This is a genomic window from Kordiimonas gwangyangensis DSM 19435 = JCM 12864, from assembly GCF_000375545.1.
Taxonomy (GTDB): Bacteria; Pseudomonadota; Alphaproteobacteria; order Sphingomonadales; family Kordiimonadaceae; genus Kordiimonas; species Kordiimonas gwangyangensis.
Genome location: NZ_AQXF01000004.1, coordinates 394,138 through 419,467 on the forward strand (window position 1 = coordinate 394,138; position 25,330 = coordinate 419,467).

Consider the following 25,330-nt stretch of genomic DNA (forward strand, 5'->3'; position numbering starts at 1 on the left):
AGGCTCAGGATGGCGCTAAAAAAGAACAGGATAATCGCAGGGGGGATTCTGGCATCACTGCTGTCCGGTCATGTATCGGCAGCGGAACTTGCTGGCCTGAATACGCTTGTCCAGTTTGAAGTACCCCAAAAGCCGCTATCCCAATCACTGATTGAATTCACTGACCTCACTGGCCTCGCACTTGTGTTCGACAGCCGCCTTGTGGCGGGCAAGATGTCGCCTGAGCTGAGCGGCGAATACTCGGGCCAGGTCGCGCTGGACCTTCTGCTTGAGGGCTCGGGCCTTCGCGTGGTGAATGTGGGCGGTGACACGCTCGCCATCGTGCCGCAGAAAATCCGCCGTGCGGTAGCGGAGAAGGTAGCGCGGCAGGAAGCCATCGCAGCACCCATTGAGCCCATCGCCATCAGCGCCAGCACGGTGGTGGACGAGCTGCTGATTGTTGGCACCCGCACCATCAACCCACCCTATTTCAAATTCAAGCCCAGCATCGCGCTTGAGGGCACCCGCATCCAGTTTGGCGGCACCATCAACGTGTCCGACTATCTGTTCCAGCTGCCTGCGATGCTCAGCGACGTAACGTCTGCCAACACCACGCTTTTTGGTACGCCTGCTGGCCTTAATCTCGCCGATCTCCGCGGCGTCGGGCCGGAACGCACCATGGTGCTCGTGAACGGCAGGCGCTTCATCCCAACATACGGCGGCAATCAGGCGCTTTACGGTGTTGACCTCAACTCCATACCGGCTGCCCTTGTGGAGCGGGTGGAGATCATTGGCGGCGGCGCGACCACCTCCTTCGGGGGTGAAGCTGTCAGCGGCGTGGTGAACTTCAAGCTGCGCGACAATTTTGAAGGTTGGTCAGCCGCGTTCCAGACCGGACTTACCGGCCGTGGTGACCGCGAGGAAATTGTCGCCTCGCTCACCTATGGCACCAAATTCGCCGATGGCCGCGGCAGCCTTGTCGCCAGCATCACGCTGGATGACCAGGCGGGCCTCAATCTCGGTGACCGTGACATTACCGCAAATCCAAGCGGTTTCGCGAAGGGTGGCAAACAGGTTAGCCCAGGCACGCCCGGTGCCGTGTTTCGCCCGGGATACGGCGGTAGTTCGCTTGGTGGGCGCGGTGCCTTTGGCTCGGTCATTACCGCAAACGGCAACGAGGTCGACCTCGGTCAGGCCTATATCTTCAGTGAAGAAGGCACCTCAATCCAGCCGTTTGAAGGCCGGCTCGACCAGCTTTATAACTATGCCACTGACCAGACCCTGCTGACCCCGCTTGAGCGGGTGTTTGGCACCGTGAACTGGAAGTATGACTTTGAAGGCGGTGAGCGGCTGGTGTTCGAGAACAGCTTTGCCTCCACGGCGATTGCTTCTTCGCTCGCGCCCATGCCGCTTTTTCACACCAGCGGGCTTGTGCTTGGCCTGGATGACACCATCATGGTACCGCTCACGAACCCTTATGTGCCGGATGATGTGCGCTCCATCGTGCAAGACATACCGGGTGCGGAAGGTATTGTGCTTCAGCGCCGTATCGTTGAACTGGGCCCGCGTCGGACCGAAATCGAACGCCGTACCTTCCGTTCCATGATCGGTCTTCAGGGCACCATGGCACCTGAGTGGACTTACGATGCCTACTACCAGTATGGCCGCAGCCAGGTGCGGGAGGAGCGTTCGGGCCTGCTGGACCTTCTCAATTATCAGGCTGCGCTTGACCCAGACCGCTGCGCCAATGTGCAGGGCTGTTCGGTTATCAATCCGTTTGGCAGTGAAGGCTTTACCATCGGGGACCTCAAGTTCCTGACGGCCCCCAATGCCGTGCGCCGCCTGCATGCAGACCAGCATATTGTCAGCCTGGCTTTCGCTGGGCCCATTGAATTCCTGACCGACGAAGCAGCACGGGTGTCCTTCGGGACAGAGTACCGCTTCGAGGGGCTTGAGGACGAACCGGACCAACTGCTGAATACCCGTCCCGTGTCGGGCTCGCTCAATTTCCCTGGCTCGTCCGGGTCTTTTGGTGCGCTCGATTTCTATGGTGACATCACCCTGCCACTACTCAGCGACCTGCCGGGTGTGGAGGAACTGACAGCGACTGGCGGCGTGCGCCTGTCGGAGGTTTCCACCGTCGGGACTGTCGTCAACTGGCACGTTGGCGGTATCTGGTCGCCATACGGCGGCCTCAGCTTCCGCGCGTCCTTTCAGTCGGGCAGGCGTGCGCCAAACATTGCGGAACTTTATTCGGCGGGCCCTAGCACCTTCGGCTTCTATACCGACCCTTGCGTGTTTACCGACCTGACGTCCGAGACTGTGCGCGAGAACTGTACAGCGGCAGGGCGCCTGAGTGCGGGTGGCGGGCTTGAATATAACCCGTCCCCGATCGAGAGCCTGATTTTCGGCAGCCCCAACCTCAGGGAGGAGAAATCCTCGAACTTCACTTTGGGGGTGGTGTTCGACACCGAAGAGATGAACGGCTATTTCCCCGGCCGCCTGCGCATTGGCGCGGATGCTTACCGCATGGTGATCGACGATTATATCGTGCCGGTCGATGCAAGCCGGGTTTTGGCTGACTGCTATGAGAGTGAAAACCTCAGCCACGCCTTCTGTGGCCAAAGCGCGTCAACACGCAAGCTGATGATCCAGCGCGATCCCAGCACCGGCCGTCTTATCTCTGTTGAAAGCACCTATATCAACCAGGGCCGCGAAACCCTGGAGGGGCTGGATATCGACCTCCAGTATGTCGCTGACCTCAGGGACGATGGTCTCTTTGGCATTATTGACGAGTTTTCCTTTGTCGGGCGCTACACGCTCAATCACCGGGTTGATTGGCAGCCGGAACCGGGCGGCGAAACGCTTGACTATCTCGGGACGGCCAAGTTCCCGCGGCACCGCTTCCAGTTCGGCATCAGCCTTGGCATGGGTGATGTGACGGTCGATTGGGACACCCGGTATCGGAGCGGGGTGGTGTCGAGTTATGAGGCGCTGCAGGCCATCGGCAGGCTGACGCAAGACGGCGATATACCGGAACTTCATATCAATGAAATCTGGTATCATGACGTCTCGGCCCGCGTTCGTATTCATGGGAATGCCACGCTTTACGGCGGGGTGCGCAACCTGTTTGATGCCATGCCGAGCCGGGTGTTCGGTGGTTCGGTCAGCGACACCTTCCCCGAATATTATGACATTGTCGGTCGCCGCTTTTACGCCGGCGTGGTCATCGACTTCTAAATTTTCAAACACGGTGCGTCTGCGGGCTTGAATTTCAGATATGTGGTTCAGATATGAACCATCATGAACTGGGATGACCTCAAGATATTTCTCGCGGTTGCGGAAGCACCGTCCATGCGCATCGCCGCCAAAGGCCTGCGCATCAGCCACAGCACCGTCTCGCGCCGGATCGAGGCGCTTGAGGGTGCACTGGGTGCCCGTCTTTTTGACAGATTGCCGGATGGCTACCGCCTCACGCGCGCAGGTGAGGAGCTTTTGCCCATCGCGCTAAAGACCGATGAATGCCTGCACACATTTGGGCGAAGCGTGGCCGGGCGCGACGATATGTTATGCGGCCAGCTTCGGCTGACCTTGCCTGACCCGATGCTGGCAACAGGTTATTTTGGTGACATCCTGATCGCCTTCATGCGGCAGTACCCAGATATTCATTTGCGCATCGATGATTCGTTGCAGGTGTTTGACCTCGCCAAGCGCGAGGCCGACGTGGCGATCCGCTTCACCGCCGCGCCGCCGCCGCATCTTATCGGCCGCAAGCTTGGCACCTTGCATCAGGCGGTTTATGGCGCCCGCGACTATGTGGCCCAGCACCGACCGCATGACGCGGATAGTGATGCACGCTGGATTGCATGGGGAGAGCCGGATGGCTGCCCGGAATGGATCAAGGAAACCCCGTTCCCACACCTCAAGCAGCTTGGTCATTTCAATAGCCCGCAAATTCAGCTGGCGATGATCAAGCAGGGAGGCGGGATCGGCTATATTCCCTGCCTGATGGGGGATTGCCAGAAAGACCTGGTGCGGCTGAGCGAACCGGCCCCCACGCTTGATGTATGGCTCCTCAGCCATAGCGATACACGGTCGTCGGCACGCATGCGTGTGTTCCGGCAGTTTATCGGCGACCGGGCGAGCGAAATCGAAGCCGCCCTTGCGGGACGGCTCCATGCGCGGGAAAATACGGCGGTATCCTAGTCCAGTGACCAGGTCAGCGGCAGCACAAAGCTCATTTCATTGTGGCCCGCCGGTAGCGCTGGCAGGGGGCTCAGGCGCTCCATAAGTTTGGGGATCGAGCGGTCAAGCACTTCTTCGCCCGTCGCTTCCACAATCTCGAAATTGCTGATCGTACCGTCAGCCGAAACGGTAAGCCTGACCTTGGCTGACCCTTCAATCTGGCGCGCAACCGCCATACGTGGATAGCCCTGTTTGGCTGCCACTTTCTGCACAACTTCCCGCTGCCAGTCTTCCATGGCGTCGGCCAGAACCGACGTACCGGTAAAGGAGACAAGCGCGAGGCCCATCACGGCCACGAGGCCTTTGGAGATTTTCATGATGCCACCCCATTCCTGTTTGACGCGAAAGTAGGAACACATGTTGGACACAAGGCTCAAATCAATTCCTGTTGATGCTTGAGCGCATCAGCGCACTATGCGCCTCAATCCCTTAATAACATTTTAAGCTCGCGTAAGAGAAAATTTTCTCCTGATGGCTGGCCTCAAAGGCAAAGCGACATTAAGCTCGCACCAACAGTCAACGGCGGGCATCTATGAGCAAGCTACTTCTTCTTTATGCGCATCCCACACCGCGCGGGTCTTACCTGAACAGGCACCTGATTGATGCAGTGCCTGCAAATGAAGGTGTTGTGGTGCGTGATCTCTATCAGCTCTATCCCGATTTTTATATCGATACGGGCGAGGAGCAGCGCCATCTTGTGGCTGCCGAGACCGTCATCATGCAGTTCCCCATTCGCTGGTTCAGCGTGCCGTCGATCCTGCGTGAATGGCAGGACCATGTGCTGACCAAAGGATTTGCTTTCGGCCATGGCGGGCATGCCCTGCACGGCAAGCGATTCTCTGCCATTGTCACCACGGGCGCGCAGCATACGTCCTATGTGCCGGGCAAACCGCACGGCGCACCGATTGAGACCTATCTCGAACCGCTGATGCAAACCGCACGGTTTTGCGGCATGAAGCCGGAACCGGCCTTTGTGGTACACGGCGCGCGGGACCTGAGCGCACAAGCGCGCGATACCGCGCGTGATCGCTATGTGGCGCATTTGCGCTCACTCCTGACGGGGGCGCCGCATGACTGAACAGACATTCCTTGAAAGTGCGCTGGTTTACCTGAGTGCAGCCGTCATCGCGGTGCCGCTGTTCAAACGCCTGGGCCTTGGTTCGGCGCTTGGCTATCTGGTGGCGGGCATGGCCATCGGCCCCTGGGGCCTCAAGCTTATCAGCGACGTTGAAGCGATCCTCGATTTCTCGGAATTCGGGGTGGTCTTGCTGATGTTCATTATCGGGCTTGAACTCAACCCGTCCAAATTGTGGTCGCTCAGGCGCCCGGCCATTGGCATGGGGGGCGTGCAGGTGCTCGGCACCACGCTCCTGATCGCCGCCGTTGGCCTTGGGCTTGGGCTTACCCTGCCGGTCGCGCTTATTGCCGGTGCTGCGATGGCCATGTCCTCCACCCCCATCGCGCTTCAGGCGCTGGAGGAACGGGGGCTGGGCCGCGCGGCTGTTGGCACAAGCGCGTTCGCGGTTCTGCTGTTCCAGGACATTGTCGTCGTGCCGCTTCTGGCGCTTGTTCCGCTTTTTGAACCCGGCATGCACGACAGCCGCACCGAAGGTTGGGTGGCGGCTCTCCAAATCGTGGCCTTCTTTGCCATCATCGTGCTTGGCGGGCGTTTTGCGCTGCGGCCCATTTTCCGCATTATTGCATCTACGCGCCTGCGCGAAATCTTCACCGCCTTCTCGCTTTTCCTTGTGGTTGGCGCGGGCCTCCTCGCTGAAGCGGTGGGCATCTCCATGGCGCTGGGCACCTTCCTCGCCGGGGTGCTGCTTGCGGAATCAGAATACCGGCACGAGCTTGAACTCAATATCGAGCCCTTCAAGGGCTTGCTGCTCGGGCTGTTTTTCATTGCTGTCGGCATGTCGGTGGACTTCTCGCTCCTTATCGAGAAACCGCTTGTTGTCATTGGCCTCGTGTTATTGCTTGTTGTGCTCAAGGTCGCGGTGCTGCTACCTGTGGCACGCGCAGGGGGGCATGTGCCGGCAGAGCAGTTCCTGTTTGCAACTGTGCTTTCTCAAGGTGGCGAGTTTGCCTTCGTGCTGATTTCCGTCGCGCTCGGCGCGGAACTGATCGACCGCGAATTTGCCGCGCTCATGGTGGTGGTGGCCACCTTCTCCATGCTGGTGACGCCGCTTCTGCTTTTCATTTACGACCGCTACCTCTTCTCCCGGCTCTGCAATGCTGAACAGCAGGAGACGGACGTGGTGGGCAACGAGAACCATGTCATTATCGCGGGCTTCGGTCGTTTTGGCCAAATCGTCGGGCGCTTCCTGATGTCCTTCAAGGTGCCGATGACAGTGGTGGACCATGACCCCAACCATATCGAGTTCATCCGCAAGTTTGGCTACAAGGTATTTTATGGCGACGCCGCGCGACTTGACCTCCTTGAAAGCGCGGGGGCTGCCAAGGCGCGGCTGCTTGTGTTGGCGATGGACGATTCTGAAGCCGTGATCGAAGCCGCGCGTGTCGCGCGTGAGCATTTCCCGGGCCTCACCATCCTTGCCCGTGCGCGTAACCGCCCGGCGGTCAATGACCTGCGCGAACTGGGTGTTGTGCTCGTGCGGCGCGAAACGTTCGGCTCCGCGCTCGAGCTCGGTGAGCTGGCACTGCGCGAGCTTGGCTTTGGCGCCCATGAGGCGCACCGGGCCGCGCGCAAATTCCGCCACTATGATGAAAAGATGATCGAAGCATCAGCCGCCTTCCGGGGCGATGAGCAGAAATCGGTCGATTTCGCCAAGAAATCCCGCGCGCAGCTTGAACGCATCATGAGCGCGGACGAGGAAGAAAACACCGGCGACCCCGGCTGGCATTGACACAGGGCCGCATTCGTTGGCAGTAAAGGGCACCGAACGCCCGCACATGACGCCGGAACAGAGGAAAGACCATGCCCCGCAGCCTGCACGTAAGTGTCGTCAAAGACGGCGAGACCTTTCTTCAAGGCACCTTCGACGTGTCGGACGGTGACTATGCCATCGTCAACGGCATGCTGCCCGAGGTGAAGATGGACCATGGTCAGGCCGCCAGCCTGCTCGCCGGATACATGCACGCGCGCGATGTGGGCCATGTGACGGAAGACATGGGGAAAATCGCCATGTTTGCAGTGGTTTACATGCTTGAGGCTGGCGAAACCAACATCGAAATTCCGTTTGAAGGCTAGGCAACGCGCGGCACTGCCACGATAGTTTCACGCAGGTATGCTTGCATTTCCGGCCAAAATGTCGCATTAGGCCCCCTCACTTCGGCCCGGACGCAATGGCATTCCGGCCCTGATGATCCAGACCATCAAGAAAGCCTGCCCCGCTCACGCGCGGGTGCGTCAGGCATGAAAGAGCAAGCCCGATGAACGTGCCTTTGACCCCCGCCCGCATCAAAACGGAACTCCTGTCCGGCCTCACGGTCGCACTTGCGCTTGTGCCGGAGGCGGTGGCTTTTGCCTTTGTGGCCCATGTGCATCCGCTCGTCGGGCTCTATGCGGCTTTCATCGTTGGTCTGGTGACCGCACTTTTTGGTGGCCGCCCCGGCATGATCTCCGGCGCGACGGGTGCGCTCGCTGTTGTCATGGTCACCCTCGTGATCAATCACGGCGTTGAATATCTGTTCGCCACCGTGGTGCTGATGGGCATCATTCAGGTGTTCGCGGGCATTGCGCGGCTCGGCAAGTTCATCCGTATGGTGCCTTACCCGGTGATGCTTGGCTTTGTGAACGGCCTCGCCATCGTTATTTTTCTCGCCCAGCTTGGCCAGTTCAAGATTGCGGGCGCTGACGGTGCGCTCACATGGATGCAGGGCGAGCAGCTTTATCTGATGCTTGGCCTTGTGGCGCTGACGATGGGTGTGATCGTGCTCTCCGGCAAGTTCCTCAAGTTCCTGCCCGCGCCGCTGGTGGGCATTCTGGTAACCACGGCTATCGTGACCTTCATGGGGCTTGATGCGCGCCGCGTGGGCGACCTTGCTTCCATCGCCGGTGACCTGCCGTCCTTCCATATCCCGGCGGTGCCGTTCAACCTTGAAACGCTGGGTATCATCTTTCCTTATGCCGTTATTCTCGCGGCCATCGGACTTATTGAATCGCTCCTGACCCTCAACCTGGTGGCTGAGATCACCGAGACCCACGGTGGCGCGTCGCAGGAATGTGCGGCGCAGGGCGCGGCGAACATCATCACCGGTTTCTTCGGTGGCATGGGCGGTTGTGCCATGATCGGCCAAAGCATGATCAATATCGAATCCGGTGGTCGTACGCGTATTGCGGGCACGGCGGCTGCACTTCTGCTGTTGTGTTTCATCCTGTTTGCTTCAAGCGCGATTGAACAGATCCCGCTCGCGGCCCTTGTGGGTGTGATGTTCATGGTGGTGATCGCCACCTTCGCCTGGTCCAGCTTCCGCATTATGCACAAGATTCCGCGCTCGGATGCCTTTGTGCTGGTGCTTGTCTCCGCTGTCACAGTGATCAGCGACCTTGCGGTTGCGGTGATTGTGGGCGTGATTGTCTCGGCCCTTGTGTTTGCATGGAAAGCCTCGCGCCGCATCTCCGCCAAGACCGAGATGGACGGCGCCGCGCGCAAAATCTATATCCTTAATGGCCCGCTTTTCTTCGGCTCGATCGAGAGCTTCAACGCGCTCTTTGACCCCAAAAGCGACCCCGAGGAAGTGATTGTGGATTTTGCCGGCTCCCGCGTGCTGGACCATTCCGGCCTTCAAGCCATCGACAGCCTGGCCGAGAAATACGAGCGCGCAGGCAAGAGTGTGCAGCTCCGTCACCTCAGTGCGGATTGCCGTAAGCTGCTCAAGAAAGCGGGTACGATGGTTCGCGCATCCGAGGTCGAGGATCCGAAATACGGTGTTGCGGTTGACTACGGCCACACCTTCGACGACGAGATGCCAAAGGGCGCGTAAGACTCAATAACTTGAACGGCTGGCAGCCCGGCGTAGTGGGAAGCGGGTGAGGCGCAAAGCGTCGCCCCCCGCTTCAAGGTTGCGCTGTGCGTCATAATAGGCTGGCATCAACTTGAGGGCTGCCTGCCATGCGGCCCTTGCATCGTCCTGGTCTCCCATCTGCCATTTGGCAACACCAAGATTATTGAGAATATCGGTAGAGCGGTTGTCGTTCAGCAGTTCGAGGTGATGCATTGCCGAGCGAGGCTGACCTCGATCGAGCGCTGCGGTGGCGCTGAGGAAGCCGGCGAGCCAGGCGCCTGTGCGCCCATAGGGCGGCAGGGTGCCGTCATCACGGGCGAGCGCTGTAACTTGCTCATCAAATGTCGGCCAGTTCTGTTGCCGAAGCGCAAACGCGGCAAGCGTATAATGCCTTGCAGTGGCAGGCATGCTGCTCTCTTCAAGTCGGTCAATGACCTGCGCGAGGGTATGTTTCATCAGCGCCTGTTCGGTGAAGGCGACCGAGACATCAAGGTTGCGCGACAGTGATGCGGGGGAGTGTGCGTAGCGGTAGCCGCAGTCATCAAGGATGTGCATCCGTGCGCCAGCCATCAGGGCGCGTAGCAGGAAGTCATAGTCCTCCGCCGCGCGGAACCTGCGGTCGATGCCGACGCGTGAGGCCAAGTCGGTGCGAAAGCCACCCGCCAGCATGGGAATCCAGTTGCGTTCAAACGAGCGCCAGATGCCACCCGGCGCCCGGATGAAGTCGGGAATATTGAGCAAGCCCATATCCTTGCCGCTTGCGCTATCGAACAGCATGACAGGGTCAACCACCAGGTCCGCCCCTGCCTTAAGCGCATCAAGCATGGTGTGGCCGCGGTGGGGCAGCAGTTCGTCGTCCGCATCCAGCCACATGCCAAAAGGTGTATCGATATGCTCCAGCGCCGTCTGGCGGGCATTGCCGACACCAAGCGCTTCGGTTGTGCGCACGACCGTTAGTCGCCCGCACAGTATATCTTGCGCAAGGTTAACTGTTTCGTCCCCGGAATGATCGTCAACCAGTAGGACAGGATAGTCGCCACAGGCAAGTGCAGAGCGTGCCGCACGCTCAATGGTGCTGGCCGCATCCTTGGCGACAATGGCAATGGTTAGCTCACGTGACACGGCCCGTCTGTCCTCCCCTTTGTTGGATTGTTAGCATCATCTGCAAGTCGGGCCTATATGCATTTGTCCGATCATGATAAAAGCGGCGCGAAACCAATAAGGACAAAGGAAGGGCAACATGGCAATCGGTGTTGGCGGCTCGACAGCTGAACAGGAACTCGCAAAACTCAAGGACATGACGGCGGATGTGAAGCCGATCACGGAGGCGGAGTTTGCGGCCCGTATCAAGCGCGCGCAGGAACGCATGGCAGAGGAGGGTGTGGCTGCAACCTATGTGAACGCGGGCACGAGTCTCTATTATTTCACCGGCACCCGCTGGTGGCCAAGCGAACGCATGGTGGGCGCGCTGATCCCCGCGGAAGGGGACATCCACTATATCGCGCCGGCGTTCGAGATCAGCACACTCCGGGACTTCATGTGCATTGAAGGCACCGTCCACGGCTGGGAAGAGCACGAGAGCCCCTATGCGCTGTTCGCCAGCCTGCTTACGGAGCTTGGCCTTGAGGGCAAGGTCGCGCTTGATGAAGCTTGCCCGTTTTTCCTCTCAAACGGTGTGGCGAAGGCATCGCCCAGTACCGAATTTGTTGACGCGAAAGACATTGTTGCTGCCTGCCGCATGCGCAAGTCCGCGGCGGAACTTGCCATCATGCAGCGCGCCAAGGATATGACCCTTGAAGTACACAAGGCCGCGGCCGCCATGCTGCATGAAGGGGTGACGACGACGGAAGTCACCGCGTTTATTCATGAAGCGCACAAGCGCGTGGGCGCAAGCGGGTCTTATTTCTGTATCGTTCTGTTCGGTGAAGCGACAGCCTACCCGCACGGGGTGAAGAACCCGCAAACCCTGAAATCGGGCGACATGGTGCTGATTGATACCGGCTGTGACCTTCTTGGCTACAAGTCGGATATCACCCGGTCTTATGTATTTGGTGAGGCGAGCGCGAAACAGCGTGAAGTCTGGAACCATGAGAAGGCGGCGCAGGCCCGCGCGTTTGAAGCAGCCAAACTTGGCACCCGCTGCGGCGATGTGGATATCGCGGCGCGCAGTCTGCTGGAAGAGTTCGGTTATGGCCCCGGCTATAATGTGCCCGGCCTGCCGCACCGTACCGGCCACGGCATTGGCCTTGATATCCACGAATGGCCTTACCTCGTAGCGTCAGACGATACGCCACTTGCGCCCGGCATGTGTTTCTCGAACGAGCCGATGCTCTGCCTTTACGGTGAATTTGGTGTGCGGCTTGAGGACCATTTTTACATGACCGAAGACGGCCCCAAATGGTTCACCGAACCAAGCCACAGCATTGATGACCCATTTGGGCTGGCGGCCTAGTCGCACGCTTCAGGGTTAAGGCCTGCGGTCGCGACCGACCATACGTCGGGTGTGACCGCATTTGGCCTATAGAGCGCGGCGCAGCTTTCAAGAAGCGGCGCCGCTGCTTTGAGGGCGGTCAGGAATTCAGCGGTAAGGTCGTTGATCAGCGGCCTGATCTCGCCGGCGAGGTCAGGTGCTTGACCCTCAGGCACGTCCTCGCCCTGTTCCCATGCGGCAATCAATTTGCGCTGCACCGCTTTTGCGGCCTCCATCTGTGCGGTCACCGCGCGCGTGGCGAGCTGTTCATCAAGCCCAAGCTCGGTTGCCCGCGTAACGGTGGCCTTGATGACTGCTGCCTCGCGCTCCGGCGCTTCAACGGGAATATGATGTTCCCACTTATAGTGCGCCACGCCGCGCATGACTTTGAGCCGCGCTTCAATGCTGTGTGCAAGTGCGTCCAGCCGCGCGTCGGCGGCAAATGCGCCGGGCGCGCTGAAGACGAGGACAAAAATAAGAGCAGCGTGGCGGAACATTTGGGTTATTCGCCCTCCGGCAGCGCGGTGCGTGGTTCGCTATAATCGACACGCAGGCTGTAGCCGCCTTTGCCGGGTGTCAGCACGTAAATGTGGTCATAGACGCGCTCATCCAGCTCTTCCATCGGGTCCTTGAGCAGGATACCGGCGAGGACCGGTGTGGTGTTGCTGTGGCCCAGCACCAGCACGGGCCCTTCAAGGCCCTTGAGCTGTTTGGCGAGCTCGTTCAGGTCGCTCGGGTCATAGCTTTCTACCTCAAGCCCGAAGCCTGCGGCAGTCGGGGCGGCGGTCTGCTGCGTGCGTTTATAGTCGGTCGACAGGACGGTTTTGATGTCCTTGTCCTCAAAATAGCCCGCCAGCCATTCAGCGCGCTTGAGGCCTTCTGGTGTCAGCGCAGGGTCACGGCTACCGTCGGCTACCTTTTCGGCATGACGCACGAGGTAAAGCACCGGCTCTGCTGATGCAGGCAGCGCGAGGAAGATGAAAGACAACAGGGCAAGGGTCAGTTTGCGCATCGAGGGCATCCTTATTGGCAGTTTTTCTGCATCCAGTTGGTGACTTTCTCCATAAAGGCGATACGACCCCAGGAGAAGCTGTGGTCAGCGTCCATCACCACATGGGAGAAGGGTTTGGCGTCGGCCATCTGTGCGGCTTCGGCAAGCGGGATCTGAATATCCAGCGGCACGACGGTGTCGAGCCCGCCGGAGACAATCATCAGCGCCCGGCCTTCAAACGCCGCCATTTTGCCCTTGAGGGAATAGTCATCCACATTGGCTTTGGTCTCGGTCACCAGATCAGCGAAGGAATAGCCGTCAAGGCCCGGCACGGGCGCTTGCGCTGCTGTGCTCACAACTGCTTCGCTGCTGGCCGCGCCAACAAAAGGCGCGAGGTCTGCGGGGGCTGCGGCGACGGTGCAGAGCACACCCTTATCCGCAGCACCAGTATAAATGGCGTTGAAGCCGCCAAGGCTGTGGCCAAACAGGCTGACGCGTGTGGGGTCAATGCGCATCTCGCCCGCCTTGCCTTTTTCGCGCACATAAGCGAGCGCCGCTGCAGCATCCTCCGTCACGTGGCGCACGCTATAGTCTCCGCCGCTGCCCCATGCGCCGCGATAATGGAAATAGAGCGTGTTGAAGCCCGCGCGCCTCAGCGACTGCGCGAGATCAAGGTTCTTCTCATTGCCCGGAAAGCCGTGCAGCATCACCACGGTCGGGTGCGGGCCGGGGCCGTTCGCGGTATACATGTGGCCAACCATCTCGGTGCCGCCGCTTGGTACCGTCAGCTCAATCAGGCCGGGCGGGAAATCGCGGTTCACGTCCGCTGGGTCCTCAAGCACCGGATTCGCGGCATGCGCTGCGACGCTGATGGTGGTTGCAAGCAAGGCAATGAGTGTATGTTTCATGATATCCCCCAAGGCTGGTTTCGTCCCTGAGCTTGAGCATATTGGCGCGACTGTCAATCCCGCTTGAGCCAGTGCAGCATGCCATTGGCTGCTTGCCGTCCTTCGGCCATGCAGGCGGTTAGCAGGTAACCGCCGGTGGGGGCTTCCCAGTCCAGCATTTCACCAGCCACAAACTGGCCGGGCACGGCTTTGAGCATCAGGTGTTCATCAACCGCGTCAAAACACACACCGCCCGCAACGCTGATTGCCTCAGCAACCGGGCGGGTGGTGGTAAGCTCAAGCGGCAGGGTCTTGATGCCCGCGGCGACTTTTTCGGGCACATCGAAGGTGGCGGGTGGCAACAGCTCCCGCAGCAGCGCGGCTTTGATGCCTGTCAGGCCGGTCGCGCGCTTGAGGTGGGTCGCGAATGATTTTTTACCACGTGGGCGCGCGAGCGCGTCCGACAACTGCTTGACTGTGCGGTCCGGTGTCAGGTCGATCGTCAGAACAGCTTTGCCCTCGGCCTCGATCGTGTCCCTGAGGCTTGCGGAAAGCGCATAGACCGAACTGCCCTCGATGCCGTGGTGGGTGACGATAAAATCGCCCTGTACCGTTTGCCCCTTGTGGCCAAGCAGCACATTCTTGACCGGCTCACCCGCGAAACGCCCGGAGAGGAATTCGCTCCAGCCATGGTTGAAGCCGCAGTTGGCGGGCCTGAAGGGGGCAAGCGGAATGCCCGCAGCTTCAAAAGCGCTTGTCCAGTTACCGTTGCCACCAAGCCGCGGCCAGCTTGTGCCGCCGAAGGCGAATAGGGTCGTGCGAGCCTTTACCGTGCGGGGGCCGCCCGGGGTTTCAAACAGGTGCGCATCGTCCTGCCAGCCCACCCAGCGGTGGCGGGTGTGAAGGGTTGCATCACCTTCCCCCAGTTGCGCCAGCCACGCGCGGAGGAGCGGAGAGCCCTTGAATACTTCTGGGAACACACGGCCCGAACTGCCGACAAAAGTGGGGGTGCCAAGGCCATCCGCCCAAGCGCGGATATCGTCCGGTGTGAAATGACGAACGGCTGCGCTGACCCTGTCTGTTGCCGCGCCATAGCGGGTGAGGAACTGCTCCAGCGGTTCCGAGTGGGTGATGTTGAGGCCCGATTTTCCCGCCATCAGGAACTTGCGCGCCGGTGTCGGCATGGCCTCGAAGATATGAACAGCATGCCCGGCACGTGTTAGCACTTCGGCCGCCATCAGCCCAGCCGGGCCGCCACCCATGATGGCAATATCCACCTCTAATATAGGCTGTGTCACTGGCGCTGATGCTCCGTCCTCATGTTGCGCGCACCGTAGCTTTTTCACGCATCAGCGGCAAGTATGACCCACACGGTGCTGGTGATTTTGGGCAGAATCTGCACGGCAAAACCGCCGATTTGGAACGCCGGTTCCAGATTTTCGCTTTAGATATATATTATTAACACTTGGCATATAGCATGCATGGTGGCATGCACTGTTTGGGTGCAGCCGGGGCTTGGGGAACAAATGGGTTCCTGTCCCGATACGGTTGGGAGAGTACTTTGACGCGGGCGTCAATCATCATTGAATGTGGCAGGAAGTCGGGTCTAGGGCGCGTCAGGCGTACGCTTACGCTCGCACGGGCCCTCAAGGCGCAAGGTTTTGCCTGCGACGTCTATGTCACGAGCGGCGAAGGCAGCGACCTGATAGAAGCCATGGGCTTCTCGGCATTGCCGGTCGCAAACCTGCCAAAACAGTTTGATTTCCTCGTTATGGACACCTGCAGCCAGACGGCTGATGAGGTGACGGCGCTTTGTGCCCGTGCGCGGCTCAGCTGTGTGATTGATGACCTGGCGGAACGCCCGGTCACCTGTGATTTTGTCATCAACCCCAATCTTTATGCGCCGGGCCTTGATTACTCCGCCTACAAGGCGCAGGAAATCTTCCGTGGGCCATCCTGCGCGCTGGTGGATGATGTGTTTTTCTCGAACGCGCAGCCTTACGCGGCACGTACTGGTTTTGTGGTCAGCTTTGGTGGCACCGATGATGGCAGCCTTGCCGCACCTGTCGCGGCAGAACTCCATGCCCGCACGGGTGAGCCGGTTTACGTGCCCATCCCATCCTATCAGGAACCATGTGCCGCGCTCCTCGCACTTGACGGGGACCAGATCACCATCCTGCGTGGCGCTGATATGCCTGCGCTTCTGGGCCGCGCGCGCACCTATGTGGGGGCGGCGGGGGCAACGGTGCTTGAAGCGCTCGCTGCAGGCTGCAAGGTTTGCGCAACTGCGACACAGGCGGACCAGCACAAAAATGTGGGTTTCCTGCCCGAGATTGGCGTGGCCACGCTTGATGCTTACGACCCGCATAATGTCTCTGTTCTCGCGCTATTGCAGCACCGGGAACCGGCGGGCGAGGCAGCTATTCGCGCTGGCGCGGCGGACAATATTGCGGCCAAAATGGCTGAGGTTGCCTTCGCCTGAGGGTGCGCAAATCCCGCTCACATGTTGCACAGGTGTCCGCACACACGATCAAGGCTTGCATTTACCAATATTTCCAATGAATTATGGTGCTGACGGGTCGGTCGTCGTGCATTTTGAAACAGGGTCTTATGTTCAACCGCACCTTCGACATTGAAGGCAGAAAAATTGGTGACGGCGCACCGCCCCTTGTGGTGGCGGAAATCTCCGGCAACCATGGCGGAACCCTTGAGGGCGCACTTGAGCTGATCACTGCCTGCGCCGAGGCGGGCGCCGAAGCGGTGAAGTTCCAGACCTACACCCCTGATACCATTACACTAAAAAGCGATGCCCCGGCCTTCCGTGTGGAAGGTCAGCTCTGGGCAGGACGAACACTCCATGATCTTTATCAGGAAGCGCACACGCCGTTCGAGTGGCACGAGGCCATGTTCAAGCATGCCCGTAAACTGGGATTGATTGCGTTCAGTGCGCCCTTCGACCCGAGCGCGGTTGATCTTCTGAGCAAGCTCGACGCGCCAGCCTACAAGATCGCGTCCTGCGAGCTGGTGGATATCGGGCTTATTGAGAAGGTGGCTGCCACAGGGAAACCCGTGATGGTCTCCACCGGTGCTGCGACAGATGAAGAACTGGCGGAAGCACTTTCGGTTCTCAAGGCCCACAATGTGGACGAGGTGTGCGTGCTGCACTGTATCAGCGCCTATCCCACAGATATGGCAGATGCGAACCTCGCCTCCATTCCTCACATCAGTGGTAAGTACGGTGTCACAACCGGCTTTTCTGACCATACACTGGGCCTGAACGCGGCGCTGGCAGCGGTGGCGCTCGGTGCTTCCGTGATTGAGAAACACGTGTGCCTCACGCGCGATGACGGTGCGATCGACAGCGCCTTTTCGCTGGAGCCGCAGGAACTTAAGGCACTCATTGAACAGTCGAACGCTGTTCATGCCGCCATCGGTAGCCCAAAGACAGCGCCGCTTGAGGTGGAAAAAGAGAGCCTTCGATTCCGGCGCTCGCTTTATGTTACGAAAGACCTTAAGAAGGGGGAGAGGCTGGACAGCGGATGTGTTCGCAGCGTGCGGCCAAGTGGGGGATTGCACACAAGGCACCTGCCTGATGTATTGGGGCGGACCCTCAACCGGGATGTGCCACAAGGTAGCCCGTTAAGCTGGGATATGCTGGAAGAATGACAGGGACGGACACCATAAACTGCCTGATCACGAGCGCGTCTGCGAAGGTGTTGCTTGTTGAGGCATTTGGTGCTGTCCTGCATCCCATGGGCGGGAAGGTTGTGGCGTCGGACATGGACAAGGACTGCTGCGCCGGGCAGTTTGCCGACGCTTTTGAGGTTCTGCCAAAGGACGGTGATACTTCCTATGAGGCACAGGTCCTCGATATCTGCGCGCGGCATGATATCTCCCTCCTGATCCCGACGCGGGACGGTGAACTGCAGCAGCTCGCACGCATGAAGCCGAAACTTGAGGCCATGGGTGTTGCCGTGCCACTACCGGATGCTGATGTGCTGGCGCTGGCGCAGGACAAAAAAGACTTTCAGAAATACTGTGCGGACCGTGGTTTCCCCGTGCTGCCCATCGCAGATGTGCATGAGGAAAACGCTTTCCCCATTTTCATGCGCCACCGGAACGGCACGTTTACGGGCGGCGGCGTTATGGTGGAAAGCCTTTCTGCCTTCCAGCGCCTCGGTGTTGATGTAAATGACTATGTCATGCAGCCCTATGTGACCGACCGGGAGCTGAGCTGCGATATCCTGATGGATTTTGACGGCAAGCCCATCCAGGCCGCGGTGCGGGAACGCCTGAAGCTGGTGAATGGGGAGAGCTGGCGGTCCCGGATTGTGGACCTGCCTGCGGTGAGCGAGCTGGCACTCAAGATCGCGGCTGACCTTGGCCTCAGGGGCCATAATCTCGCGCAGTTTTTCTATAATGAGGAAGACGGCCCGCGGGTGATTGAAGTGAACGCGCGCTTTGGCGGCTGTTCGAACCTCAGCATCCAAGGTGGCCTTGCCTCGCCCGAGCGTATCGTCGGCTTGATGCGGGGCGACGAGACCGTGCGCGACCCGCGCGACATTAAAACCGGCCTGATGTCCATGCGCTATGCCACCGACCGGCTGGTGATGCCTGGCGAATGACTGTCTATGGCTGATCTCAACTGCATATGTGTGATACAGGCGCGGCGCACCTCCAGCCGCCTGCCTGACAAGGTTCTCAAGACCCTTGGCGGGGTGCCGGTGCTTCAGCGTGTGGTGGACCGGGCAACGGCAATTGAAGGTGTGGATAAGGTCATCGTCGCGATCCCGGAAGGGGATTATAACCTACCACTCAAGGAAGCTGCGGAAGCCGTTGGCGCCGCTGTTGTTACGGGTAGCGAGACTGACGTCCTAGCCCGTTATCTTTCAGCGCTTGAGGCGCATCCGGCGAAATATGTGATGCGCATTACGTCTGATTGCCCGTTCCTTGATCCGGAAGTTTCGGGAGGCATGCTGGCCGGTATGATTGAAAGCGGAGCGGATTATGCCGTCACCTCACTTTGGCCTCATGGCCTTGATAGTGAAAGCATGACGGCAGAGGCTCTGAGGCTGGCAGGCGTCCAGGCCAAAAATCCGCTCGACCGGGAACACGTAACCTTGTGGTTGAAACGGTCAGAGCAGATATCCCGCTACAACCACCGGGCAGAATATAACTACTCAGGTGAGCAGCGATGGGTGCTGGATTACCCTGAAGACTATGCTTTCCTTGAAGCGCTATGCGCAGTGCTGCCGCCATACCCGGCCATGCCGGGCTGGCGCGAGGTGCTGAAGGCCTGTGAAGACAATCCCGAAATCGGCAGCATCAACCGTGGCCGCGCGGAAGAGTGGGCGGCACTTACCCGGCAGATATACAAGGATGCGGCCAGCTAGCCGCACCCGCGTTATTTACCCGTAACAGCGACCATCGTTTCCGAATAGAAGCCGTTGAAACGCGCTTGCATGGAAATGCCGTAAGCGCCGAGGTGTTCGAACACCACCCAGTCGCCTTCGCGAACGTCAGCGGGCAGCGGGAACGGGCCAGCCATCTTGTCACAGCTGTCACACGTCGGGCCGTAGGCACGGTAGCCAATCACCTCTTGGCTCATTGCGCGGTCATCCGATGCGATAAGGTCAAGCGGGAAGGGCCACTCAGGTACGCCAGCGTCAAAGAGGGCACCGTAGGTACCGTCATTGAGGTACAGCTCTTCGCCTTTACGGAGTTCAATGCGTGCAGCCACAGCACCGGCTTCAGCCACGAGGGCGCGGCCGGGTTCACAGAGCGTTGCAGTGTCCGCAAAACCGTTCGCATCGAGTGCTGCGTGGATCACACGGAAATATTCCTCAAGCGCCGGCGGCTCCATGCCCGGGTAGGCAACCGGGAAACCACCACCAACATCGATCACGTCAAGCGTCACGCCAGCCGCTTTCGCAGCCGCAGCGGCCTGGCCGATGGCATCAGCAAAAGCTTCCGGGCGCATGCACTGCGAACCCACGTGGAAGCACACACCAAGGCGCTGCGCGGACAGGCGCGCGCGCTGCAGCATCAGGGGCGCGAGGTCAAGCGGTGCACCAAATTTACCGGTCAGCTCGTAGGCTGCACCCTTCACGGACACGCCAAGACGCAGGAACAGCTTGAGGTCAGTCGCGTAGCTCGTTTCTTCCTCGATCTTGATCAGCTCATCAAGGCTATCGAAGGAGAAAGCGCGCACGCCCATGGCGTAAGCATAACGAATGGCCTGACGGCTTTTCACCGGGTGCATGAAATAGAGGTTCGCGCCCGGCAGCGTGTTCGCGACCAGTTCCACTTCACGAAGGGAAGCCACGTCAAAGTCGCGCACGCCAGCGTTCCACAGGCTCTTGAGGATCACAGGGTGCGGGTTTGCTTTCACAGCATAAAGGTTCGTGCCGCGGAAACCGTTGAGGAACCGCGCAGCTTTGTCCGCCAGTTTCTCGGGATAGAAAACATGGACGCTGTCGTTGCACTCTTCCGCGTGCACGGCATCAGCCACGCTTGCGTAGATGTTGAGGCCGTCGAGAGCCCAGTCGTTACCGGTTGTACCGTGGCGGAGAAGTTCAAATACCTGCATTGCCCTAAATCCTGTCATAAGAGGATGAAGTGGTGCGCCCGGACCCCCATGGTCAGAGCGTTTGGGCCGTCAGCAAAACGCTGGCGTTTGGCGCATCAAGCCTGATGCGCGGCGGTATAGGTAAGTTCGATCACGCTTGAGAAATAATCATAGATCTCAGGCGGGAGAAATTGCCGGTTGGCTTCGAATTCGTGGGAGGCCGCAAGCAGCGAAAGCGCCCCATATTTGGTCGTACGGATCATCAGGCAAACCCCTTCAATCAACCTGGGTGCGGCCAAGGCCATACCCCAATCAACAAAGGACGATTTGCGTCGTTACCCGTACGTGTCTGCCGGACTGCGGTCTACGAGGACCCGGGAGTCGTGGCACGTGCGCTTTTTACGTCTGAAAGCGCATATGTGCCCATTTGACCTCCAATGCAAGCATTTTCTGACCAAAAAGATTTTTGCGTTTTAAAATGGCGGTTTAGCGCCAGCAAAAGTTAAAATTCGCGTGGCCGATCAGTCCCTTAAAAGGGCACTGGCGCCGTAAATGTGAGTGACTCACCACTCTCCGGGTGTGTCACCGTCAGCTCACGCGCATGCAAGCACAGGCGGTCGGCGAGTGTGAAGGCTTCGCCCTCGGCATAGAGGTTATCACCAATGATGGCGTGGCCGAGGGAGAGCATATGGACCCTGAGCTGATGTGAGCGCCCGGTGACGGGGTAGAGCGCGACACGGGTGGTCTTCTCTGTGCGCTCAATCACCTTGTAGCGGGTGAAAGCCGGTTTGCCGTTCTCAAAATCCACCCTGTGTTTGGGTCGGTTGGGCCAGTCCACGAGCAGCGGCAGGTCTACCTCACCCTCATCGCGGGCGAGATTGCCATAGATAAGCGCTTCATAGACCTTGTCGGTCTTCCTGTCCTCGAACTGGCGGCCAAGGTGCCTGAGCGCATCCATATGCCGCGCCATGATGATCACGCCCGAGGTTTCCATATCCAGCCGATGCACAATGCGCACGCCGGTGAACTCAGCCTCGGCCCGGGTGGCGAGGCAATCGAACTTTTCTTCTGTGCGACCCGGCACGGACAAGAGCCCGTTCGGCTTATTCAGTACAAGGATATCGTCGTCGACATGAATGATGTCGAGCGGCACATTGGGCGGATCATAGTCTTTCAGGACCGGGGCAGACATTAGTCGCGGTGTTTTTCCATCTTGATCAGCGGCACGGTCACCCCGTTCGAGGTGGGTACATCTTCATGTTGTACAGGCGTGTAGCCGCAGGTGCGATAGAGCGGCTCGCCCGACAGGGTTGCCATCAGCTCATAACGCTTGAAGCCTTCTTCCGCAGCCTTTTTCTCACACAAGTTCATGATCAGGCGACCAATACCGCGCCGCGCGTGGCCGGGGTGCGTGTACATGGCGCGGATGCGGGCAGCGTCAACCGCCGGGTCCAGCAAGCGGGCATCACGGCCTTTCGTATGGTTGGCGCCGTATAAGGTCGCGCGGCGGGACCAGCCACCACAGCCGACAATCTCATCCCCGTCCATAATGGCGTAATAGGTGCCGTCTTCAATGAGCTGGGTGTCCATGCCCATCAGTTCAAAGGAAGCTTTCACCTGCTCGTCGTTCAGGAAGCCTTTTTGCAACTCTGCGATGGAGGCATGCATGATTTCCGTCAGCGCCGGGATATCGTCGCGCGTTGCAACACGGTGGGTAAAGGGGGAGGGTGTCTCAGCCATGATGGTGTCCGTATCTGTTGACTATCTCCTTGATAGCTTGGCCTGTGCTGGCGCGCAATCGATTGAGTGTTTGACTTGGGCGCATCCGCTCACCACACTGGCGCCGAAGGGACAACAGGGCGCCGCCAATGAGCGCCCGATTACCGCAGGGAGCAGGCACGATGGCAAACACATCGGCGAACCAGCACGCACAACCAAAATCCGACATTGAAATCGCACAAGCCGCCACGATGAGGCCCATCGCCGATGTGGCGCGGGACAAGCTTGGGCTCGACGCCATCGAGCTTGAACCATACGGCCACTACAAGGCCAAGCTTTCGCTTGAGGGCATAAAGGCGCGGGAAGGTAACAAGGACGGCAGGCTGATCCTCGTGACCGCCGTAACACCGACACCTGCGGGCGAAGGCAAGACCACGACGACGGTGGGCCTGGGTGACGGGCTGAACCGGATTGGCAAGAAGGCGATGATCTGCCTGCGTGAGCCAAGCCTTGGTCCCTGCTTTGGTATGAAAGGCGGCGCAGCCGGTGGTGGCTACGCGCAAGTGGTGCCGATGGAAGACATCAACCTGCATTTCACTGGTGATTTCCACGCCATTGGCGCCGCCAACAACCTGCTGGCCGCCATGATCGACAACCACGTGTACTGGCGCGAGAATGACAAGACCGGCCTTGATAACCGACGCATCACCTGGCGCCGTGCGGTGGACATGAATGACCGCTCGCTTCGCCAGATCACCACGTCGCTCGGAGGTGTGGCAAACGGCGCGCCGCGCGAAGCGGGTTTTGATATTACCGTGGCGTCCGAAGTGATGGCCATCCTGTGCCTTGCGACTGATTTCAAGGACCTTGAACGCCGCCTCGGCAACATCATCATCGGCTACACGCGGGAGCGTAAGCCCGTGTTCGCACGCGACATCAATGCACACGGTGCTATGACCGCGCTTCTGAAGGACGCGATCAAACCGAACCTTGTGCAAACGCTGGAGGGCAACCCGGCCTTCATCCACGGCGGCCCATTCGCCAACATCGCGCACGGCTGCAACACGCTGATCGCGACCAAAAGTGCGCTCAAGCTTGCGGACTATGTGGTCACAGAAGCGGGCTTTGGTGCTGATTTGGGCGCGGAGAAATTCTTCGATATCAAATGCCGCAAGGGTGGCCTCAAGCCAGACGCGGCCGTGCTCGTCGCCACCATCCGCGCGCTCAAGATGCATGGCGGGGTGGAGAAAGACAAACTCGGCGAAGAGAATTTGGACGCGCTCAAGCGCGGCTGCGTGAACCTTGAACGCCACATCAAGAACCTCAAGCGTTTCGGCATGAAGCTTGTGGTCGCCATCAACCGCTTCTCGGCAGATACCGACGCCGAACGTCAGCTCGTGAAAGACATCTGCAAGGGCCTGCATGTGGACGCGGTAGACGCTGACCACTGGGCGAACGGCGGTGCGGGGGCGGAAGAGCTCGCGCGTAAAGTTGTTGAGATTGTAGAGGCCGGCGGCAGCGACTTTGCGCCGCTCTACAAAGATGAAGAGCATCTGTGGGACAAGATCCGCACTGTTGCGACCGAGCTTTATGGTGCCAGCGATATCATTGCTGACAAGAAAGTGCGTGACCAGATCCGCGCTCTCGAGGAAGACTATGGCCACTTCCCGGTCTGTATCGCCAAAACCCAGTATAGCTTCTCGACTGACCCAAGCCTCAAGGGCGCGCCCACCGGCCATGTGGTGCCGATCCGTGAGGTTCGTTTGTCGGCAGGCGCAGAATTCATGGTGGTCGTCTGCGGCGACATCATGACCATGCCGGGCCTGCCCAAGGTGCCAGCGGCCAACAATATCCGCGTGGGCGACGACGGCCGGGTTGTGGGCTTATTTTAGTGCGGTGCAGGGGCGTCTCGTGCAATAGTTTCCGAACCACATTCAGGGAATGACAAGTCTTTGACTGGAAACGCAAAACACAAGGCACTGATCGTATCACCGCTGCGTCCCTATCCGCCGCATGCGGGTAATCGCAGGCGTATCGAAGCCGTGTGCCGCCAGTTGCGTGCACGCGGGTATGAGCTGCATTTCATCTGGTTCGCACAGGACTTTGCGGGTCGGGTGAGCGACGATGATTTCCGTGAAATGGCGGGCGCGTTTGAGCAATTCCACGTGGTGCCCTATGTGCCGGAGACACAGGGTGCACACGGTACGGGGCTCGACCGCGACTGGCAACCCGCGCTTGAAGCGCAAATCCGCTGGTGCCTGCAGAATAATGATTACCACATCATGTGGGTGAACTATGTGCTGCTTTCGAAAGCCTTCGACTGTATTCAGCACCTGCCCACTGTGGGGATTCTTGATACGCACGACATCTTGTCTGGGCGGGCAGCGCTGCTGGCGCGGAACGGTGTTGGCAATGAATTCTTCTCGCTCTCAGAGGAAGAAGAAGCCCAAGGCATTGCGCGCGCGGACATCGTGCTGGGTATCCAGGAAGAGGAAACCGCGTTTTTCGCCGGGCTTGGGCATACGGACGCCATGACACTTCAGCACAGCGCGGCCGGTAACGTGCTGCAGGCTGGAAGCTCGGGCCGGGACGATGCCGCCCTCACTGTCGGGATCATTGGCAGCGCCAACAATATTGCCATCGAATGCACTAGGCGTTTGTTGGTCTCCCTCGATAATCAGGAAGCGGTCCAGTCAGGCTTGCTCAAGGTCCGGATCGGTGGCGGCATGTCCCGGGCGTTCACCGACTTGTCTGCATCTTGGCTTGAGGTCGTGGGCACATTGGACGATGTGGCAGATTTTTACGCCAGTGTAGATATGATCGCAGTGCCCAACAGTTTCGGCACCGGTCTCAAAATCAAGGCTGTGGAGGCCCTGTCCTATGGCATGCCGGTGGCATCGACAGCCCACGGCTTTTTGGGTTTCAACTCAAACGACCGTGCACACAAGGCGGCAGACGAAAAGGCTTTGGCGGCAGAACTTGGTTTTGTCGCGCAAAATCCAGGGGAACTCAGCCGCCTCGCAGCGCTGACGGCTGAGCTTTTTGCCGCCTACACCAGGAAAGTCGAAACGCAAATGGACGAGGTGCTTGAGCGTGCATCAGCTTTGGCGGATGAGAAAAAGCCGCGGTTCACAAGCATCCGTGCTTTTGATGAGCTGAGCGATTGCGGGTCCGTTATCCTCTATGGGGATGGTGAGTTTGGTAAGACCCTGTTGGCACAGATGCCGAAAGCGCTGCGGCGGCGTGTTGTGGCTATACTTGATGGTTTGAAGCCAGATGACAGGCAGGTGGCGCCGCCACGCTTTCATGTGGATAGTGTGGCTGGCGAATTCAGTGGGGACGAGACCGTTCTCCTGACCATCCACCCAGCGGACTGGTATGATATATGTGTTAAACTTCAATCGCTTGGCTTTGAGGACATCCGTTTGACACATGAATTTGCCGCCGATAGGTTGGCATAATATACGACCATATAACGGCTGCACGTAGGGCTGGCCGCAGGC

Annotated in this window: 23 protein-coding genes; 13 read left to right on the forward strand and 10 right to left on the reverse strand. The window is 59.2% G+C overall.

Annotated elements, in window-relative coordinates:
- The first annotated feature begins 9 nt into the window (after positions 1–9).
- The gene (locus tag B150_RS0113400; RefSeq protein ID WP_020400451.1) at positions 10–3,219 is read left to right on the forward strand and encodes a TonB-dependent receptor; all 3,210 of its coding nucleotides are present in this window, start codon (positions 10–12) and stop codon (positions 3,217–3,219) included.
- Positions 3,220–3,282: 63 nt separating this feature from the next.
- Complete coding sequence (locus tag B150_RS0113405) at positions 3,283–4,185, forward strand: LysR family transcriptional regulator (protein ID WP_020400452.1); 903 nt, start codon at positions 3,283–3,285, stop codon at positions 4,183–4,185.
- On the opposite strand, the gene B150_RS0113410 is transcribed toward B150_RS0113405, so the two are convergent.
- Complete coding sequence (locus B150_RS0113410) at positions 4,182–4,541, reverse strand: energy transducer TonB (protein WP_081611465.1); 360 nt, start codon at positions 4,539–4,541, stop codon at positions 4,182–4,184. The genes B150_RS0113405 and B150_RS0113410 overlap by 4 nt on opposite strands.
- Before the next feature lie 215 nt (positions 4,542–4,756).
- On the opposite strand from B150_RS0113410, the gene B150_RS21070 reads away from it, so the two are divergent.
- The 4 genes from B150_RS21070 (at position 4,757) to B150_RS21075 (ending at position 9,171) form a co-directional block, all read left to right on the forward strand.
- Complete coding sequence (locus B150_RS21070) at positions 4,757–5,302, forward strand: NAD(P)H-dependent oxidoreductase (RefSeq protein WP_020400453.1); 546 nt, start codon at positions 4,757–4,759, stop codon at positions 5,300–5,302.
- A complete protein-coding gene (locus B150_RS0113420; protein ID WP_020400454.1) occupies positions 5,295–7,091 on the forward strand; it encodes a glutathione-regulated potassium-efflux system protein KefC in 1,797 nt (598 codons plus the stop codon). The genes B150_RS21070 and B150_RS0113420 overlap by 8 nt, the downstream gene beginning before the upstream one ends.
- Positions 7,092–7,162: 71 nt before the next feature.
- Positions 7,163–7,435 (forward strand): hypothetical protein, encoded by a 273-nt coding sequence (locus B150_RS0113425; protein WP_020400455.1) that lies wholly within the window; start codon positions 7,163–7,165, stop codon positions 7,433–7,435.
- 182 nt (positions 7,436–7,617) lie between these two features.
- The gene (locus B150_RS21075; RefSeq protein WP_020400456.1) at positions 7,618–9,171 is read left to right on the forward strand and encodes a SulP family inorganic anion transporter; all 1,554 of its coding nucleotides are present in this window, start codon (positions 7,618–7,620) and stop codon (positions 9,169–9,171) included.
- Between the two features lie 3 nt (positions 9,172–9,174).
- Here B150_RS21075 and B150_RS0113435 read toward each other — a convergent pair whose 3' ends face one another.
- A complete protein-coding gene (locus B150_RS0113435; protein WP_020400457.1) occupies positions 9,175–10,314 on the reverse strand; it encodes a glycosyltransferase in 1,140 nt (379 codons plus the stop codon).
- Positions 10,315–10,432: 118 nt separating this feature from the next.
- On the opposite strand from B150_RS0113435, the gene B150_RS0113440 reads away from it, so the two are divergent.
- The gene (locus B150_RS0113440; protein WP_020400458.1) at positions 10,433–11,644 is read left to right on the forward strand and encodes a M24 family metallopeptidase; all 1,212 of its coding nucleotides are present in this window, start codon (positions 10,433–10,435) and stop codon (positions 11,642–11,644) included.
- Here B150_RS0113440 and aroQ read toward each other — a convergent pair.
- From aroQ to B150_RS0113460, 4 genes are read right to left on the reverse strand one after another with little or no spacing between them, the layout of a single operon-like run.
- Positions 11,641–12,159 (reverse strand): gamma subclass chorismate mutase AroQ, encoded by a 519-nt coding sequence (gene aroQ, locus B150_RS22515; protein WP_025896725.1) that lies wholly within the window; start codon positions 12,157–12,159, stop codon positions 11,641–11,643. The genes B150_RS0113440 and aroQ overlap by 4 nt on opposite strands.
- A gap of 5 nt (positions 12,160–12,164) precedes the next feature.
- Entirely contained in the window at positions 12,165–12,674 is a 510-nt protein-coding gene (locus B150_RS21085; protein ID WP_020400459.1) for a SixA phosphatase family protein, read from the reverse strand.
- Between the two features lie 11 nt (positions 12,675–12,685).
- The gene (locus tag B150_RS22520; RefSeq protein WP_020400460.1) at positions 12,686–13,561 is read right to left on the reverse strand and encodes an alpha/beta hydrolase family protein; all 876 of its coding nucleotides are present in this window, start codon (positions 13,559–13,561) and stop codon (positions 12,686–12,688) included.
- Between the two features lie 53 nt (positions 13,562–13,614).
- Positions 13,615–14,838 carry a TIGR03862 family flavoprotein gene (locus tag B150_RS0113460; RefSeq protein WP_202899631.1) on the reverse strand — a complete coding sequence of 408 codons (1,224 nt, stop codon included), beginning with the start codon at positions 14,836–14,838 and terminating at the stop codon, positions 13,615–13,617.
- A gap of 263 nt (positions 14,839–15,101) precedes the next feature.
- On the opposite strand from B150_RS0113460, the gene B150_RS0113470 reads away from it, so the two are divergent.
- From B150_RS0113470 to B150_RS21095, 4 genes are all read left to right on the forward strand, one after another.
- Positions 15,102–16,022: a hypothetical protein gene (locus tag B150_RS0113470; RefSeq protein WP_020400463.1), complete on the forward strand. Its 921-nt coding sequence runs from the start codon at positions 15,102–15,104 to the stop codon at positions 16,020–16,022.
- Positions 16,023–16,150: 128 nt separating this feature from the next.
- The gene (gene pseI / locus B150_RS0113475) at positions 16,151–17,206 is read left to right on the forward strand and encodes a pseudaminic acid synthase (RefSeq protein WP_025896729.1); all 1,056 of its coding nucleotides are present in this window, start codon (positions 16,151–16,153) and stop codon (positions 17,204–17,206) included.
- Positions 17,203–18,165 (forward strand): ATP-grasp domain-containing protein, encoded by a 963-nt coding sequence (locus B150_RS0113480; protein WP_020400465.1) that lies wholly within the window; start codon positions 17,203–17,205, stop codon positions 18,163–18,165. The genes pseI and B150_RS0113480 overlap by 4 nt, the downstream gene beginning before the upstream one ends.
- A gap of 6 nt (positions 18,166–18,171) precedes the next feature.
- Positions 18,172–18,933 (forward strand): cytidylyltransferase domain-containing protein, encoded by a 762-nt coding sequence (locus B150_RS21095; protein WP_020400466.1) that lies wholly within the window; start codon positions 18,172–18,174, stop codon positions 18,931–18,933.
- 11 nt (positions 18,934–18,944) lie between these two features.
- Here the strand turns inward: B150_RS21095 and B150_RS0113490 are convergent, their stop codons facing one another.
- The 4 genes from B150_RS0113490 to B150_RS0113505 all read right to left on the reverse strand — a co-directional run bounded on the left by B150_RS0113490 (position 18,945) and on the right by B150_RS0113505 (position 21,848).
- Positions 18,945–20,129, reverse strand: coding sequence for a type III PLP-dependent enzyme (locus B150_RS0113490; RefSeq protein ID WP_020400467.1), 1,185 nt, complete (start codon positions 20,127–20,129; stop codon positions 18,945–18,947).
- A gap of 95 nt (positions 20,130–20,224) precedes the next feature.
- Positions 20,225–20,371 carry a hypothetical protein gene (locus B150_RS23270; protein ID WP_020400468.1) on the reverse strand — a complete coding sequence of 49 codons (147 nt, stop codon included), beginning with the start codon at positions 20,369–20,371 and terminating at the stop codon, positions 20,225–20,227.
- A gap of 266 nt (positions 20,372–20,637) precedes the next feature.
- Positions 20,638–21,300 carry an RluA family pseudouridine synthase gene (locus B150_RS0113500; protein WP_020400469.1) on the reverse strand — a complete coding sequence of 221 codons (663 nt, stop codon included), beginning with the start codon at positions 21,298–21,300 and terminating at the stop codon, positions 20,638–20,640.
- A complete protein-coding gene (locus B150_RS0113505; protein WP_020400470.1) occupies positions 21,300–21,848 on the reverse strand; it encodes a GNAT family N-acetyltransferase in 549 nt (182 codons plus the stop codon). Before B150_RS0113505 ends, B150_RS0113500 begins: the two co-directional genes overlap by 1 nt.
- 161 nt (positions 21,849–22,009) lie before the next feature.
- Between B150_RS0113505 and B150_RS0113510 the strand changes: the two genes are divergently transcribed.
- Both B150_RS0113510 and B150_RS0113515 read left to right on the forward strand, forming a co-directional pair.
- Entirely contained in the window at positions 22,010–23,719 is a 1,710-nt protein-coding gene (locus B150_RS0113510) for a formate--tetrahydrofolate ligase (RefSeq protein WP_020400471.1), read from the forward strand.
- Positions 23,720–23,779: 60 nt separating this feature from the next.
- Positions 23,780–25,288, forward strand: a complete 1,509-nt coding sequence (locus B150_RS0113515) for a glycosyltransferase (RefSeq protein WP_020400472.1) — start codon at positions 23,780–23,782, stop codon at positions 25,286–25,288.
- Positions 25,289–25,330 lie beyond the last annotated feature (42 nt).

Bases quoted from the DNA above. Each gene is read 5' to 3' on its own strand.
- B150_RS0113400 (WP_020400451.1), top strand. From the start codon at position 10: ATGGCGCTAAAAAAGAACAGGATAATCGCAGGGGGGATTCTGGCATCA.
- B150_RS0113405 (WP_020400452.1), top strand. From the start codon at position 3,283: ATGAACTGGGATGACCTCAAGATATTTCTCGCGGTTGCGGAAGCACCG.
- B150_RS0113410 (WP_081611465.1), bottom strand. From the start codon at position 4,541: ATGAAAATCTCCAAAGGCCTCGTGGCCGTGATGGGCCTCGCGCTTGTC.
- B150_RS21070 (WP_020400453.1), top strand. From the start codon at position 4,757: ATGAGCAAGCTACTTCTTCTTTATGCGCATCCCACACCGCGCGGGTCT.
- B150_RS0113420 (WP_020400454.1), top strand. From the start codon at position 5,295: ATGACTGAACAGACATTCCTTGAAAGTGCGCTGGTTTACCTGAGTGCA.
- B150_RS0113425 (WP_020400455.1), top strand. From the start codon at position 7,163: ATGCCCCGCAGCCTGCACGTAAGTGTCGTCAAAGACGGCGAGACCTTT.
- B150_RS21075 (WP_020400456.1), top strand. From the start codon at position 7,618: ATGAACGTGCCTTTGACCCCCGCCCGCATCAAAACGGAACTCCTGTCC.
- B150_RS0113440 (WP_020400458.1), top strand. From the start codon at position 10,433: ATGGCAATCGGTGTTGGCGGCTCGACAGCTGAACAGGAACTCGCAAAA.
- aroQ (WP_025896725.1), bottom strand. From the start codon at position 12,159: ATGTTCCGCCACGCTGCTCTTATTTTTGTCCTCGTCTTCAGCGCGCCC.
- B150_RS21085 (WP_020400459.1), bottom strand. From the start codon at position 12,674: ATGCGCAAACTGACCCTTGCCCTGTTGTCTTTCATCTTCCTCGCGCTG.
- B150_RS22520 (WP_020400460.1), bottom strand. From the start codon at position 13,561: ATGAAACATACACTCATTGCCTTGCTTGCAACCACCATCAGCGTCGCA.
- pseI (WP_025896729.1), top strand. From the start codon at position 16,151: ATGTTCAACCGCACCTTCGACATTGAAGGCAGAAAAATTGGTGACGGC.
- B150_RS0113480 (WP_020400465.1), top strand. From the start codon at position 17,203: ATGACAGGGACGGACACCATAAACTGCCTGATCACGAGCGCGTCTGCG.
- B150_RS21095 (WP_020400466.1), top strand. From the start codon at position 18,172: ATGGCTGATCTCAACTGCATATGTGTGATACAGGCGCGGCGCACCTCC.
- B150_RS0113490 (WP_020400467.1), bottom strand. From the start codon at position 20,129: ATGCAGGTATTTGAACTTCTCCGCCACGGTACAACCGGTAACGACTGG.
- B150_RS23270 (WP_020400468.1), bottom strand. From the start codon at position 20,371: ATGATCCGTACGACCAAATATGGGGCGCTTTCGCTGCTTGCGGCCTCC.
- B150_RS0113500 (WP_020400469.1), bottom strand. From the start codon at position 21,300: ATGTCTGCCCCGGTCCTGAAAGACTATGATCCGCCCAATGTGCCGCTC.
- B150_RS0113505 (WP_020400470.1), bottom strand. From the start codon at position 21,848: ATGGCTGAGACACCCTCCCCCTTTACCCACCGTGTTGCAACGCGCGAC.
- B150_RS0113510 (WP_020400471.1), top strand. From the start codon at position 22,010: ATGGCAAACACATCGGCGAACCAGCACGCACAACCAAAATCCGACATT.